This window comes from Salinarimonas sp. (genome assembly GCF_040111675.1).
Classification (GTDB): Bacteria; Pseudomonadota; Alphaproteobacteria; order Rhizobiales; family Beijerinckiaceae; genus Salinarimonas.
Map to the genome: position 1 here is coordinate 2,746,591 of NZ_CP157794.1, position 13,738 is coordinate 2,760,328.

The 13,738-nt window shown below is 69.6% G+C and carries 13 protein-coding genes; 6 read left to right on the forward strand and 7 right to left on the reverse strand.

Annotated features, from left to right (window positions below; genetic code table 11):
• Positions 1 to 326: 326 nt before the first annotated feature.
• From ABL310_RS12735 to ABL310_RS12760, 6 genes are all read right to left on the reverse strand, one after another.
• Positions 327 to 1,655: a TRAP transporter large permease gene (locus ABL310_RS12735; RefSeq protein WP_349367388.1), complete on the reverse strand. Its 1,329-nt coding sequence runs from the start codon at positions 1,653 to 1,655 to the stop codon at positions 327 to 329.
• Positions 1,652 to 2,221, reverse strand: coding sequence for a TRAP transporter small permease (locus tag ABL310_RS12740; RefSeq protein WP_349367389.1), 570 nt, complete (start codon positions 2,219 to 2,221; stop codon positions 1,652 to 1,654). Before ABL310_RS12740 ends, ABL310_RS12735 begins: the two co-directional genes overlap by 4 nt.
• An 86-nt stretch (positions 2,222 to 2,307) precedes the next feature.
• Positions 2,308 to 3,363: a C4-dicarboxylate TRAP transporter substrate-binding protein gene (locus ABL310_RS12745; RefSeq protein WP_349367390.1), complete on the reverse strand. Its 1,056-nt coding sequence runs from the start codon at positions 3,361 to 3,363 to the stop codon at positions 2,308 to 2,310.
• Between the two features lie 46 nt (positions 3,364 to 3,409).
• A complete protein-coding gene (locus tag ABL310_RS12750) occupies positions 3,410 to 5,791 on the reverse strand; it encodes a xanthine dehydrogenase family protein molybdopterin-binding subunit (protein ID WP_349367391.1) in 2,382 nt (793 codons plus the stop codon).
• Positions 5,788 to 6,288: a (2Fe-2S)-binding protein gene (locus ABL310_RS12755; RefSeq protein WP_349367392.1), complete on the reverse strand. Its 501-nt coding sequence runs from the start codon at positions 6,286 to 6,288 to the stop codon at positions 5,788 to 5,790. The genes ABL310_RS12750 and ABL310_RS12755 overlap by 4 nt, the downstream gene beginning before the upstream one ends.
• Complete coding sequence (locus ABL310_RS12760; RefSeq protein WP_349367393.1) at positions 6,285 to 7,118, reverse strand: xanthine dehydrogenase family protein subunit M; 834 nt, start codon at positions 7,116 to 7,118, stop codon at positions 6,285 to 6,287. The genes ABL310_RS12755 and ABL310_RS12760 overlap by 4 nt, the downstream gene beginning before the upstream one ends.
• 171 nt (positions 7,119 to 7,289) lie before the next feature.
• On the opposite strand from ABL310_RS12760, the gene ABL310_RS12765 reads away from it, so the two are divergent.
• From ABL310_RS12765 to ABL310_RS12790, 6 genes are all read left to right on the forward strand, one after another.
• Positions 7,290 to 7,901: a TetR/AcrR family transcriptional regulator gene (locus ABL310_RS12765; protein WP_349367394.1), complete on the forward strand. Its 612-nt coding sequence runs from the start codon at positions 7,290 to 7,292 to the stop codon at positions 7,899 to 7,901.
• A 197-nt stretch (positions 7,902 to 8,098) separates the two neighbouring features.
• On the forward strand, positions 8,099 to 8,605 hold the full coding sequence (locus ABL310_RS12770; RefSeq protein WP_349367395.1) for an Lrp/AsnC family transcriptional regulator: 507 nt from the start codon (positions 8,099 to 8,101) through the stop codon (positions 8,603 to 8,605).
• 146 nt (positions 8,606 to 8,751) lie between these two features.
• The gene (locus tag ABL310_RS12775; protein WP_349367396.1) at positions 8,752 to 9,795 is read left to right on the forward strand and encodes a methylenetetrahydrofolate reductase; all 1,044 of its coding nucleotides are present in this window, start codon (positions 8,752 to 8,754) and stop codon (positions 9,793 to 9,795) included.
• Between the two features lie 144 nt (positions 9,796 to 9,939).
• Positions 9,940 to 10,896, forward strand: coding sequence for a bifunctional methylenetetrahydrofolate dehydrogenase/methenyltetrahydrofolate cyclohydrolase FolD (gene folD / locus ABL310_RS12780; RefSeq protein WP_349367397.1), 957 nt, complete (start codon positions 9,940 to 9,942; stop codon positions 10,894 to 10,896).
• Positions 10,897 to 10,913: 17 nt separating this feature from the next.
• A complete protein-coding gene (purU, locus tag ABL310_RS12785; protein ID WP_349367398.1) occupies positions 10,914 to 11,798 on the forward strand; it encodes a formyltetrahydrofolate deformylase in 885 nt (294 codons plus the stop codon).
• Between the two features lie 300 nt (positions 11,799 to 12,098).
• Entirely contained in the window at positions 12,099 to 12,263 is a 165-nt protein-coding gene (locus ABL310_RS12790; RefSeq protein WP_349367399.1) for a hypothetical protein, read from the forward strand.
• Positions 12,264 to 12,410: 147 nt separating this feature from the next.
• Here the strand turns inward: ABL310_RS12790 and ABL310_RS12795 are convergent, their stop codons facing one another.
• Entirely contained in the window at positions 12,411 to 13,385 is a 975-nt protein-coding gene (locus ABL310_RS12795) for an alpha/beta hydrolase (protein WP_349367400.1), read from the reverse strand.
• Positions 13,386 to 13,738: the final 353 nt, after the last annotated feature.

Below are 13,738 nucleotides of genomic sequence, written 5' to 3' on the forward strand. Positions count from 1 at the left end.
GGCGGTACGGGACCGCCCGGTACAACGCATGAAAGGCTACGTGCAACTACCCACATGGTCAAGTCGACGGAACGGGGAAATGCAACCCACACGCTGGCGATGGGAAATCGGGTTCGGCGCCGAAATCGGAGTGCGGAGGACCGATCTCGCCGTTTCACGGGCCGATCGGCGCCGAGGAACGGGCCGAATCGCCGATCACGATCAGTCCGTGTGTCGTCGGCTCAGATTCTGTTGATCGGAGATGGCGAGCATACAACTTTGCGCGGCAGAACGTCGCAGCGCGCGACGAGCGGCGCCGCCGACGAACCCGATCGCGCCGATCGCGCTCAGAGGAACAGCGTCGCCGTGATCGGGAACAGCGCGACGAGGACGAGCACGAGAAGCATCACGCCGATGAAGGGCAAGGTCGCGTAGAAGACCTGCTCGATGGAGACGTTCGGATCGTTCAGCGTGCTGTGGACGGTGAACACCGAGATGCCGAAGGGCGGGGTCAGGAGCCCGATCTCGACCGCGATCACCGTGACGATCCCGAAATGGCTCAGGTCGAAGCCCATGCCGAGCGCGATCGGCGCGGCGATGGGGACCATGATGAGCAGGATCGACGTGCTGTCGAGGATCATCCCCATCAGCAGGATGATCAGCGCGTAGAAGAACAGGAACCCGTACGGCCCGAAGCCCGACTGCGTCACGAGATCGGCGATCGCGTTGGGCAGCCCCGCGATGGAGAGCATGCGCGAGTAGAAGCTCGCGGCGATCAGCAGGAGCAGGATCGAGACGGAGATCACGCCCGTCTGCTTCATCACCTGCCAGAGCTTGTGGCGATCGAGCGAGCGCCGCCCCAGCGCCACGACGAGCGCGCCGAAGGCGCCGACGCCGCCCGCCTCGGTGGGGGTGAAGTAGCCGGTATAGAGGCCGCCCAGCACGAGCACGACGAGCACCACGATCGGCGCGAGCTTGGCGAGCATCACCGAGAGCGGCATGGGCTTCGCGCCCGTATCGCGGCGCCGCTCGCGGCTCGCCGCGGGATCGGTCATGACGAAGCCCGGAAACAGGACGGCGGTGACCATCAGCATCGCCACGAAGCCGCCCGCCAGCATCAGCCCGGGAATGATCCCGGCGATGAACATGCCGCCGATCGAGACCTCCGCCAGAACCCCGTAGATGATCAGGAGCAGGCTCGGCGGGATCAGCATGCCGAGCACGGAGGAGCCGGCCACCGTGCCCGCCGAGAACGAGGCGCGGTAGCCGTGGCGCGTCATCTCCGGCACGGCGACGCGCGTGAACACGGCGGCCGAGGCGATCGACACGCCGGTCACCGCGGCGAAGACCGTGTTCGCGGCCACCGTCGCGACGCCGAGCCCGCCGACGAGCCGTCGCAGCAGCTCCTCCGCCACCTCGAACGTGTCGCGGCCGACATTGGAGACGCTCACCAGGAGGCCCATCAGCACGAACAGCGGGATCGTCGCGAACAGGTAGTCGGCGATGCCGCTGTAGGCCGTCAGCTCCAGCATGCGGAAGGCGAGGCCCAGATTGTCGCGGATGATCCAGATCCCGGCGAACGCCACCGCGAACAGCGCGTAGGCGATCTGCATGCCGAGCAGCACGAGCACGATCAGCAGGCCGATCAGGGCGAAGCCGATGGTCAGGGTGGTCATGCCCGGCCTCCGAGCTTGCGCAGCTCGTCCTGCAAGACGTAAAGCGCGGCGAGCGAGGCCAGGGCGGAGCCGGCGACCGTGATGAGCCGGAAGGGCCAGGTGGGAACGGTGAACACGCCCTGCACGCCGAAGAATTCCGCGGTCGCCCAGGCGGAGGCGAGCTTCGGCCAGGAGGCCCAGACGATCAGGGCGAAGACCACGGCCCCGACGAGCGCGAACGCCGCCTCGAACAGGGCGAGCGTCCGCGGCGAGGCGCCTTCGAGACGGCGCAGGAGGAAGTCCGCGCGGGTGAGGCGCCGCTGCAGGATCGCGGCCGAGACCTGCAGGAAGACGATGGCGACGACCGAGCGCGCGGCGATCTCCGACACGCCGGTGATCGGCGCGTCGAGAAAGTTGCGGCCGATCACGTCGGCCATGATCAGCAGCATGAGCGCGCCGATCCAGGCGGTGCCGATGGAGGACAGGATCGCGGCCAGCGTGCCCAGCACCGCGCCGACGGGCGCCTCCGACAGGCGCGGCACGTACGCGTCCTCGGCCTCTGTCGTGCTCTCGTCGCTGCTGCTCACGCCCTCGATCCCCCTTCGCGCGGCGCCCGCCCGGGCGGACCCGGGCGGGCTGGTCGTACGCTCGACGTCGATCGGCCTCGCGCCGATCAGAGACCCTCGTCCCAGTTGCGGAGCGGCTCGGCGCCGCGCTCGCGCAGGGCGTCGAAATAGGCCTTCAGCACCACGCGGCCGGACTCGCCCGTCTGCTCGAGCCAAGGCTCGATGATGTTGGGCAGGCCGTTCACCCACGCCGCCTTCTCCTCCTCGGGCAGCTCGTGGATGGTCAGGCCCGCGGCCTGCATCTCGTCGAGGGCGCGCGCCGCGAGATCGGCGACGTAGTCGCCGTGCGCCGCGGAGGTCGCCTTCGCCGCCTCGCGGAAGGCCTCCTGCACCGGCTCGGGGAGGCCGTCGAAGAAGTCCTTGTTGGCCGCGATCCCGCCGAAATACATCGAGCCGATGCCGACGCGGGTGAGCTCCGGCGCCACCTCGTAGACCCGGGTCGGCAGGATGCCGGACGCGAAGGACAGCGTGCCCTCGGTCACGCCGGTCTGGATGTTGGTGTAGTAGGTGGTCAGCGCCCCGTCGACGGGCGTCGCCCCCGTGCCCTGCAGCCAGTTGGCCGAGGTGCCCGGCGCGTTCAGCTTGCGGTTCTGCAGATCGGCCAGCGCGGTGACGGGGAAGGTGGCGTAGATGTCGTAGCTGTCGGTGATGAGCGAGGACAGGTGCACCATGCCGTTCTGCGCCCAGGCGTCCTTCAGCTCGGGCAGGTTCTCCGAGAGATCGTCGAAGATCTCGATGATCATCCGGTGATCCTCGGTCGCGAACGGCGTGAAGTAGGTCACGTTCTGGAGCGGCATGTTCGCGCCCTCCCAGACCGTGCCGACCATGCCGACGTCCACGATCCCGTCCATCACCGCCTCGCGGGTGTCGGTGAACTTGTAGAGCGTGCCGCCGTAGCTCTCGACCCAGACGATCTCGTACGCGCCCGCCTCGCCGAGGATGCGGTTCACCTCCGGCTGGAAGGTGTTCTTCATCGCGTAGACCCAGATGTTGTTCTCCGGGTGCGACGAGCCGATGTTCACGGTGATGCGCTCTTGCGCGGAGGCCGCGCCGGCGGCCGTCAGGGCCAGGGCCGTGGCGCCGGCGATGGTGACGATCTTCATGGTTCTCCTCCCGTTTGCGGTCCTCGTGCCGGGACCTCGTTCGCTGTCAGCTCTCGATCGTCCCGAGCGCGCGCAGGATGCGCTCGGGCGTGAACGGCATTTCGGTGATCTGCGCGCCCAGGGGGCGCAGGGCGTCGTTGACGGCGTTCATCACGGCCGCGGGCGCGCCCGCGGTCCCCGCCTCGCCCGCGCCCTTGGCGCCGAGCAGGCTCTCCTTGGTGGGCGTCTCCACGTGGCCGACGACCATGTCCGGCATCTCGGCCGCCATCGGCACGAGGTAGTCGGCCATCGACCCGTTCAGCAGCTGGCCCTCCTCGTCGTAGTGGATCTCCTCGTAGAGCGCCCCGCCGAGCCCCTGGACGATGCCGCCGCGGATCTGCTCGTCGACGAGCTGCGGGTTGATGATGCGCCCGCAATCCTCGACGCACCAATGCTTCAGGAGCGTCACCACCCCGGTCTCGACGTCGACCTCGAGGTAGGAGGCCTGCACGCCGTTGGTGAAGGCGAAGGGGTAGTCCGAGGTGATAAAGTGGCGGGTCTGCACGAGCTCGCGCGGCAGGCCCTTCGGCAGCGTGTCGCCACGGAAGTAGACGATGCGGCCGAGCTCCTCGAGCGAGAGGCGCTCCTCGCCCGTCTCGGGATCGACGACCGCGCCGGCGCGGATGTCGAGGCGGCCCGGCTCGCTCTGCAGCATGGCGGCGGCGACCTCGAGGATCGCGTCGCGCAAGGCCCGCGCCGCCTGCAGCGCCGCCTCGCCGCCGATGCCGGCGCCGCGGGAGGCCCAGGTGCCCCCGCCATAAGGCGTCACCTGCGTGTCGCCGGTGACGACGCGCACCTTGTCCGCGCTCACGCCGACGCCCTCCGCGACGATCTGGGCGAGCATCGCCTCCGTCCCCTGCCCCTGCTCGGTGACCCCGGAGAGGGCGACGACGGAGCCGTCGGGGTCCATGCGCACGGTGCAGCCGTCCTGCGCCGAGATGCGCGCGCCGCCGATGCCGTACATGAACGGCGAGGGATTGGTCAGCTCGATGAAGCTCGCGATGCCGATGCCGCGGTGGACGCCGCGCTTGCGGGCCTGCGCCTGATCCGCCCGCAGCGCGTCGTAGTCCATCAGCTCGAGCAGCTTGTTCAGCGAGGCGTGATGGGACAGGCCCTCGAAGCGCATCTTCGCCGGCGAGGTCACCGGATAGGCGTCGTCGGCGTAGAGGTTGCGCCGGCGGATCTCGATCGGGTCGAGCCCGAGCTCGGCGGCGGCCATGTCGACGAGGCCTTCCGTGATCGCCACGGCGATCGGGTGGCCGACGGCGCGGTACTGGCAGGTGGGCGTCTTGTTCTGGAAGACGACCGTCGTCCGCGCCCGGTAGCTCGCGAAATCGTAGGGGCCGCCGCAGAGGTTGACCACCTGGTTGCCCTCGATCGCCGAGGTCCGCGGGTAGACCGAATAGGGCCCGATGGCCGTCCAGTCGTCCACGTCCATGGCGAGGATCTTTCCCGTCTCGTCCACGGCGAGACGGGCGTCGATGACGTGGTCGCGGGCGTGGATGTCGGTGGTGAAGCTCTCCAGCCGGTCGGCGACGAACTTCACCGGCCGCCCCATGATCTTGGCGATGGCCGCCGTCGCGACCTCGTCCGGGTAGACGTGCACCTTGATGCCGTAGGAGCCGCCGACGTCGGCGCAGATCACGCGCACGCGGCTCTCGGGCACGTCGAGGTGCTTGGCGAACACGGTCTGCATCATGTGCGGCGCCTGCGTCGCGTGCCAGGCGACCATCTGGCCCTCGGCCGGATTCCAGTCGACCAGGATCGAGCGCGGCTCCAGCGTCACGCCGGTATGGCGCGCCGTGCGAAATCGCGCGGAAACCACCTTGTGGGCGCCGGCGAAGGCGCCCTCGACGTCGCCCTCCTCGTGCAGCCGGCGGAAGGCGAGGTTGTCGCCGAGATCGGGATGGATGACGGGCGTCGTCTCGTCGAGGGCGCTCATCATGTCGGTGACGACGGGCAGCGCCTCGTAGGCGACCTCGACGAGCGCGGCCGCCTCCTCCGCCGCGGCCCGGCTCGTCGCGACGACCGCGGCCACGGGCTCGCCGACCCAGGTGGCGCGCTCGATCGCGAGCGGGTGCTGCGGGGGCGATTTCAGCCCCTTGAGATGCGCGAGCACCGCGACCCAGGGCGTGCAGACCTCCGCGATGTCGGCGCCGGTGAAGACCCGCAGCACGCCCTTCGCGGCCTTCGCCGCGGCGGCGTCGATCCCGCCGATGCGGGCATGCGCGTAGGGCGAGCGCACGAAGGCCACGTGCGCCATGCGCGGCAGGACCACGTCGTCGACGAAGCGCCCCCGCCCCTGCGCGAGCCGCGGCGCGTTCGGGCGCGGCACGGTCTTGCCGATGTAGGAATTCGGCCGGTCGGGATTGCCGAACTGAATGGTCATGCTCCCCCCTTTCCGGCGCGCGCCGTCGCGACCGTCTCTACCGCGTCGACGATGGCCTCGTAGCCCGTGCAGCGGCAGTAGTTTCCGGACAGATGCTCGCGGATCTCCGCGCGGGAGGGCGCGTCCTCGCGGGCGAGGAGCTCCTGCGCCGCGACCAGCATGCCGGGCGTGCAGAAGCCGCATTGCAGCGCGTTGCGGGCGACGAAGGCCTCCTGCAGGTCGGCGATCTCGCCCGTGTCGGTGAGACCCTCGACGGTCCAGACCTCCGCGCCGTCGGCCTGGGCGGCGAGCATCAGGCAGCCGCGCACCGCGTCGCCGTTCACGCGGACCGTGCAGGCGCCGCACACCCCGTGCTCGCAGCTCGCATGCGCGCCGGTCAGGCCGAGCTCGAGCCGCAGGAAGTCGATCAGGTGCTGGCCGGCCGGCACGCGCGCCTCGACGGGCTCTCCGTTCACCGTGAGCGCGACGTCGATCCTGTCGCGGACGATCTCGTTCATCGGGCCTCTCCCTCGATGCGCGCGACGACGCGGCGCAGCAGCACGCCCGCCAGATGCCGGCGATAGGCGCCGCTCGCCTGCGTGTCCGACGGCGGGTCGATCTCGTCCGTCAGCGCCGCGACCGCCGCCTCGACGTCGCCGCCGTCGAGGGCGGCCATGGCGCCCGCGGCCAGCGTCGGCTTCGGGCCTACGGAGAACAGCGCGATGCGGTGGCGACCCTCGCGGCGCACGAGGCACAGGCCCGCGAGCGCGTAGTCGCCGGAGCGGCGGGCGACCTCCTCGATCGCCTGCGCCTCGCCGGCCGCGGCCTTGGGCACGGAGATCTCCGTGAGGATCTCGCCGTCCGCGAGGGCCGTCTCGAACGTGTCGCGGAAGAACGCCTCGGCAGGGATGGAGCGACGGCCGCCGAGCCCTTCGACGTGCATCACCGCCCCGAGCGCCAGTGCGCAGGCCGGAAACTCCGCGGCGGGGTCGGCGTGCGCGATCGCGCCGCCGATGGTGCCGCGATTGCGGATCGCCGCGTGCGCGATGTGGCCGACGGCGTCGGCGAGGAGCGGCGCGTGCGTCCGGATCAGCGGATCGCGGCCGATCTCGGCGTGCCGGGTGAGCGCGCCGATGCGCAGCGTCTCGCCCTCGTCGACGACGCCGCGGCATTCGTCGAGGGACGCGATGTCCACGAGAACGTCGCCCGTCGTCAGCCGCATGTTGAGCGCCGCGACGAGGCTCTGCCCGCCGGCGAGCACGCGGCCCGCGCCGTCGGCGCTCGACAGAAGCTCCAGCGCGTGCCGCAGGTCGCGCGCGCGGGCATAGCCGCCCACAGCAGCCTTCATCGCCTCTCCTCCCTGTGCGTCCCCGTCTCCGCGGGCGGCTAATTGAGCGTTTGCTCAATCCCGTTATCCGGATGATGTATGGATTTCGCGGCTTTGCAAGTAGAATGTTTCCAGGGAGGGCAATCGGGTATGACGTCTGGTCAGCGTGTCGACGCCGTCGGGGGCGGACGAATGGAGCGTTCCCGCAGGCGCCGGCTGCCCGCGGAAGAGCGGCGTCGGCAGATCGTCGACGGCGCGGTGGCGTTCTTCGCCGAGGTCGGGATCGAGGGGAACACGCGTGACCTGGCCAAGCGCCTCGGGATCACGCAGCCGCTGCTGTTCAACTATTTCGCGACGAAGGACGAGCTGGTCGAGGCGGTGTACGAGACCGTCTATCTCGACCGGCTCTCGCCGGATTGGCCGAGGCGGCTCACCGACCGCTCGGTGCCGCTGCGCGCGCGCCTGCTGGCGTTCTACAACGAGTACAGCCAGCTGATCTTCCAGCACGAGTGGATGCGCATCTTCATGTTCTCGGGCCTGGCCGGGGCGGAGCTGAACCGGCGCTATCTCCGGCACCTCGGCGAGGTGATCCTCCGCCCGCTCCTCGCGGAGATCGCGCACGAGGCGCGCGGCGACACGGCGCCGAGCATGGAGGATCTCTGGAACCTGCACGGCGGCATCGTCTATATCGGCATCCGGCAGCACATCTACCGGATGCCCTGCCCCGCCGACCCGGCGCATGCGATCACGCGGGCGATCGACCGCTTCCTGCTCGGCTTCGGGATCGAGGCCGCCTCTCCCTGACGGCGTGCGCCGGCCAGCGGCCGCGATCGATGGTGCACCGGGCAGGGACGACGCCGTCTCGCGCGCAAAAAAGCCCTTGCGCTCGTATTGCGCCGCGACAATCATCTCGGCGGCGCGAGCCGTATGCCGGCAACCGGCTCGGCGTCGGATATCCGCAAGTCGATGTCGACAATGAACCGGGATCGGGTCTCGAGTAAATGAGCAAGTTCGGCCTCGATGCGACCGACATCCGGATCCTCGGCGCACTTCAGAAACACGGCCAGCTGAGCAAGACCAAGCTCGCGGAGATCGTCAACCTGTCGCCGACGCCGTGCCTGGCGCGCCTGAACAGGTTAAAGGCGGGCGGTTTCATTCGCGGATACCATGCCGACCTCGCGCTCGACCGCGTCGGTGACTTCACGCGGGTGATCGTCACCGTCGCGCTGACGCATCATCGCAAGGCCGATTTCGATCGCTTCGAGACGCAGATCCGCAAGCTGGACGGGGTCGTCGAATGCGTCGCGACCGGCGGCGGCATGGATTACGTCCTGAAGGTCTTCACCCCGAGCCTCGCCGCGTTCCAGGAGCTGATGGACCAGCTCCTGTCGGCCGAGCTCGGAATCCAGCGCTACATGACCTACATCGTCACGCGCGAGGTCAAGTCCACGCAGCCCAATCTCGCCTGGCTGACCGCCAGGACGGGCAAGTCGGCGGGCGCAGACTGAACGGTCCGCGCCTGGCCCGACAACGGTCCGTTCGGTCCGTCCGCCGCGCGTTTTCAGTCCGGCGAAGGGCCGATTAGCGGCCAAATTCCCTCCTCGTCGCAACGGGTCGCGGCTGGTGCGGCCGTTGCTGCGGGAGGGTCACGGTCATGATGCAGCCTCGCGATTTCGGGTTCGGCTCGCCGCTCCGCGGCTCTCTCGACGTCGGCGCGGCCGCGACGACGTCCCCCCGATCGTTCGGACGGACGATCCCCGCGCGTGAGCGGTCGGCGATCGACCGGATCCGCGGCTTCTTCACCAGGAAGTCGAGCGCCGCGACGGCGATGCCCGCATCGGCGGATCTGGCCTCGATGCTGTCCGGGTTCTCCATGGAGGTGATGCCGCGCACCCTGGCCCGCTGCACGGACTTCGAGGCGCGCGTGCCTGCGGGAACGCGCGTCTACGTCGCCCACATCGACGGCACGGACATCGGGGACATGGTCGCCGCCGCCGCGCGAATCTCCCGCGCCGGCCTCGCCGCCATGCCCCATGTTCCGGCGCGCTCGCTGACGAACCGGGCGATGCTCGAGGACTGGCTGCTGCGCTACCGGGACGCCGGCGCGACGCAGGCGCTGGTCCTGGCGGGCGGCCTCGACCAGCCGCGGGGCGCCTTCCACTCGTCCATGCAGCTCCTCGAGACCGGCCTTTTCGACAAGCACGGCTTCACGCGCCTGCACGTCGCCGGGCACCCGGAGGGCAACAGGGACATCGACGCGGACGGGTCGGACGAGAACCTGATGATGGCGCTGCGCTGGAAGCAGGCCTTCCGCGAGCGCACCGACGCGGAGATGGCGATCGTCACCCAGTTCGCCTTCGACGTCGCGCCGGTGACCGCCTGGGCGGAGCGCCTGCAGCGCGAGGGCATCGACCTGCCGATCCATCTCGGCATCGCCGGGCCCGCCAAGCTGCAGACCATGATCAAGTTCGCGCTCTCCTGCGGCGTCGGCCCCTCGGTCCGCGTCCTGCAACGGCGCGCGGCGGACATCTCGAACCTGCTTCTGCCCTACGAGCCGACCGAGATGCTGCACGACCTTATGGTCCACAAGCGAGAGAACCCGGGCAGCCTCGTCCGGCAGGTGCATTTCTTCCCCTTCGGCGGGATCGCCGAGACGCTGGACTTCGCGCGCACGCACGCCGCGCCGCGGCCCGCCTAGCGGCGCGCGATGGCGCTTCACCGACAGCTTACGCCGCTTTTCGGACCCTCGCCCGATCGCGCAGGCGGATACGGTTCGCCGGCGTGTCGAGGAACGTCCTCGGTCAGGCTCTCGCGGTCGGCCGCTCCGGAGGAGAATTCAGACATGGCAGAGGAAGCGGTCATGACCGAAGTCGAGGAACTCCCGCTGGCGCGTCTCATCGACGGCAAGGCCCATGCCGACGACCTGCGTCGCGAGATTCGCGGCGAGGTCGCGCAGGTGAAGGCCGCGTACGGCGTCACCCCCGGGCTCGCCGTGGTGCTCGTCGGCAGCGATCCGGCCTCGGAGATCTACGTGCGCTCCAAGGGCAAGCAGGCGATCGAGGCGGGCATGCGCTCGCTGGAGTTCCGGCTGTCCGAGGAGACCACGCGGGAGGAGCTGCTCGGCCTGATCCGGAGGCTGAATGCGGATCCGGAGGTGCACGGCATCCTCGTGCAGCTGCCGCTGCCGAAGCATCTCGACGCCACGCTCGTGATCAACGCCATCGACCCGCTGAAGGACGTGGACGGCTTCCACATCTCGAACGTCGGCATGGTCGGCACCGGGCAGACCGCGATCGCGCCGTGCACGCCGCTCGGCTGCATGATGATGATCCGCCGTCGCCACCCCGATCTCGCGGGCAAGACCGCGCTCGTCATCGGGCATTCGAACATCGTCGGAAAGCCGATGGCGCGCCTCCTGCTCAACGCCGATTGCACGGTGATGATCGCGCACAAGTCCTCGACCAACATCCCGCAGCTCGCGCGGCTCGCCGACATCGTCGTCGTCGCCGCCGGCGTGCCGGGCCTGGTGAAGGCCGACTGGATCAAGCCCGGCGCGACGGTGATCGACGTCGGCATCAGCCGCGTGCCCGCGCCCGAGAAGGGCCTGCGGGAGGACGGCAGCGTCGCGACCAAGATCGTGGGCGACGTCGATTTCGCCAACGTCCGCCGGGTCGCCGGCGCGATCACCCCGGTGCCCGGCGGGGTCGGGCCGATGACCATCGCCTGCCTTCTCGCCAACACGCTGTCCGCATGCCGCCACCAGCTCGGCATCCCCGACGCCCCTCTGAAGCTCGATTGAAAAGGACGTCACGAGAGATGAACAAGTTCGTTCTCACCGTGAAATGCGAGTCGACCCGCGGCATCGTCGCCGCCATCGCCACCTATCTCGCCGAGCGCGGCTGCAACATCACCGACGCCGCCCAGTTCGACGACGTGGAGAGCGGCCGCTTCTTCGCGCGCGTGAGCTTCACCAGCGAGGAGGGCGTGGGGCTGGCGGCGCTCCGCGACGGGTTCACGAAGGTGGCCGAGCCTTTCGGCATGCTCTTCGACTTCCACGACGAGGCCGAGAAGATGAAGGTGATCATCATGGTCTCGCGCTTCGGCCATTGCCTCAACGACCTGCTCTACCGCTGGCGGATCGGGGCGCTGCCGATCGACATCGTCGCGGTGATCTCCAACCACAACGACTACCAGAAGCTCGTGGTGAACCACGACATCCCCTTCCACCGCATCAAGGTCACCAAGGAGAACAAGCCCCAGGCCGAGGCGGCGATCATGGCCGTGGTGGAGGAGACCGGGGCGGAGCTGATCGTGCTCGCGCGCTACATGCAGATCCTCAGCGACGAGATGTGCCGGACGATGTCCGGCCGGATCATCAACATCCACCACTCGTTCCTGCCGAGCTTCAAGGGCGCGAATCCCTACAAGCAGGCCCGCGAGCGGGGCGTGAAGCTGATCGGGGCCACCTCGCACTACGTCACGGCCGACCTGGACGAAGGGCCGATCATCGAGCAGGACATCGTGCGCATCACGCATGCCCAGTCGGCCGACGACTACGTGTCGCTCGGGCGCGACGTCGAGAGCCAGGTGCTGGCCCGCGCGGTCCACGCCCACATCCATCACCGTGTGTTCCTCAACGGCGACACGACGGTGGTCTTCCCGGCCTCGCCGGGCTCCTACGCCTCGGAGCGGATGGGGTAGAGCGCCGCTCCGAGCCAAGCCTTCCGACCCGCCGCGACGGCCTATCGAACAGCGCCCGAAGCCCCAGGCCCACGCATTCCACGTCTGAGGACACAGAGCCACCAGAAGGGCTCCGGCGTCTCGCCGGAGCCCCGCGCGGCGGTCGCGCTCTCGCTGGCGCTGCACGAGCCGGCGACCAATGCGGCGAAGTACGGCGCCCTCTCGGTCGAGGACGGGCGCGTCTCGGGGGCTTAGAGCGTCTCGGCGGAGGACGACGAAGAGTGCCTGCGCCCGTGCCGGGAGGAGCGCGGCGTTCCCCACGTGGTGGCGCCGTCGACGCGCGGCTTCGGCACGCGCCTGACCGAGAGCGTGCTCGCTTTCGAGGTGCAGGCGCGCGCCGAGCTGCGGTTCGAACCCGACGGCGCGGTATGCGTTTTCGCTGCGCCGCTTATCGCCGTTCGCGCTGTCGGCGAGGTGGGCTCGTAATCGAGAATCGCCGGCGAACGCCCGCTGTTCCCGACCGACGTCTCGCGCATCGCCCGGATGGTTCGGTCGTGACGAGGATTGCAGCAGCAAGGTGACTAACTGAGTTTTCGTTTGTTTCCCTTCATGAGCAGCCGGCGACTGCCGGGCTCAGCGCGCGCTGCTCGCCTCGATCAGCTCCCTGCTCTTCTCGGCGATCAGCACAGGCTCGGCCAGATGGACGTAATGGCCCGCGTCGAGCACGACGGCCTCGCCCCCGCTCGCGGTCGCGAACGAGACGACGCCGTCGATCCAGGCCTCGGTCCCCTGCCCCGATACGAAGGCGTGAACGGGGACGTCCGGCGGGCCCAGAGCGCGGACGAGGGCGAGGTTCTCCTCGAGGGCGCGCACCTCGTCCCACATGTCCTGGGTGTGCGTGCGGCGCATGAAGATCGTCTCGGCCGCCGCGGCCTCGCACGGATCGAGCCGCCCCTCGACCATGGCCGGAAAGTTTCGGTCGAAGACGTCGGGCCCCGAGCGCATCAGTCCGGTGCGCGCCAGCAGCGTCTCCAGGCGCGACAGGGCGGGGCCCTCCTCGGCGTCCGGCTCGTATCCGGGCACGAGCGGGTCGAGCCCGATGATCGCCTCGACCTCCTCGGAATGCCGCTCGGCCCAGAGCAGGGCCTCGAGGCCCGCCATCGAATGCGGAAACAGCACGTAGGGCGGGCTCTCCCCAGCGCGCCGCAAGGCCGTGCGCGTCTCCTCCAGCACGGTGGCGAGGTCTCGGCTGCGCGCGCTCACCTCGCTCCAGCCGTAGCCGGCACGCTCGACCACCGCGATCCGGTAATGGTCGGAGAGCCGCTCGAAGAGCGTCCTGAAGTCGTAATAGGGCGAGCTCGTTCCCAGGCCCGACAGGAACACCAGGGTCGGGTTCCCCACGCCCTCGGCATAGACGTGCAGCAGACCCTCGCGCGCGCCCGGCGGCCCCACCGCGACGAGCTCGCCCGGTGCGGGATAGGCGACCTTCTCGCGCTCGATCGCCCGCCTGTGATCCAGGTAGGCGCTGCCGACCACGAAGGCCGCGCCAGCGATCAGGACCAGCGGGATCGCCGCCGCGATCCACAAAAGAAATCCTCTTGTCGACATGTCGGGTTCGTTCTCCCTCGTCGACGGACCGGCGCCCGCCTCGCCGAGGCGAGATGGTGGGCGTCGCCTCACATCGCAACCGGGACCCGGGATCGGCGATGAGGGCGACGCCGACCGTGCTAGGCAGGCGCACGTCGCCGCGGCGAGGACCCCTTACATGTGCTCGGGTGCGAGATGCGTAGGCGCCAGGCTTCGGGCGTTTTCGCGTCTGCGCCCCGGCGGCTGCGAGCCCGCGCGAGGCTGCGACCGAACGGTCCGAAACCGGCCGCAGATCGGACCGTTCGGTCTGTCGCGGGGGCTGTTTTCAGTCCGCAGCCCGGCATGGAGTCGGGCCAAATGCCGTCACGGAGCAC

Excerpts from the sequence above, each read along its gene's own strand:
- ABL310_RS12735 (WP_349367388.1), bottom strand. The coding sequence starts at position 1,655 with ATGACCACCCTGACCATCGGCTTCGCCCTGATCGGCCTGCTGATCGTG.
- ABL310_RS12745 (WP_349367390.1), bottom strand. The coding sequence starts at position 3,363 with ATGAAGATCGTCACCATCGCCGGCGCCACGGCCCTGGCCCTGACGGCC.
- ABL310_RS12750 (WP_349367391.1), bottom strand. The coding sequence starts at position 5,791 with ATGACCATTCAGTTCGGCAATCCCGACCGGCCGAATTCCTACATCGGC.
- ABL310_RS12755 (WP_349367392.1), bottom strand. The coding sequence starts at position 6,288 with ATGAACGAGATCGTCCGCGACAGGATCGACGTCGCGCTCACGGTGAAC.
- ABL310_RS12760 (WP_349367393.1), bottom strand. The coding sequence starts at position 7,118 with ATGAAGGCTGCTGTGGGCGGCTATGCCCGCGCGCGCGACCTGCGGCAC.
- ABL310_RS12765 (WP_349367394.1), top strand. The coding sequence starts at position 7,290 with ATGGAGCGTTCCCGCAGGCGCCGGCTGCCCGCGGAAGAGCGGCGTCGG.
- ABL310_RS12770 (WP_349367395.1), top strand. The coding sequence starts at position 8,099 with ATGAGCAAGTTCGGCCTCGATGCGACCGACATCCGGATCCTCGGCGCA.
- ABL310_RS12775 (WP_349367396.1), top strand. The coding sequence starts at position 8,752 with ATGATGCAGCCTCGCGATTTCGGGTTCGGCTCGCCGCTCCGCGGCTCT.
- folD (WP_349367397.1), top strand. The coding sequence starts at position 9,940 with ATGGCAGAGGAAGCGGTCATGACCGAAGTCGAGGAACTCCCGCTGGCG.
- purU (WP_349367398.1), top strand. The coding sequence starts at position 10,914 with ATGAACAAGTTCGTTCTCACCGTGAAATGCGAGTCGACCCGCGGCATC.
- ABL310_RS12795 (WP_349367400.1), bottom strand. The coding sequence starts at position 13,385 with ATGTCGACAAGAGGATTTCTTTTGTGGATCGCGGCGGCGATCCCGCTG.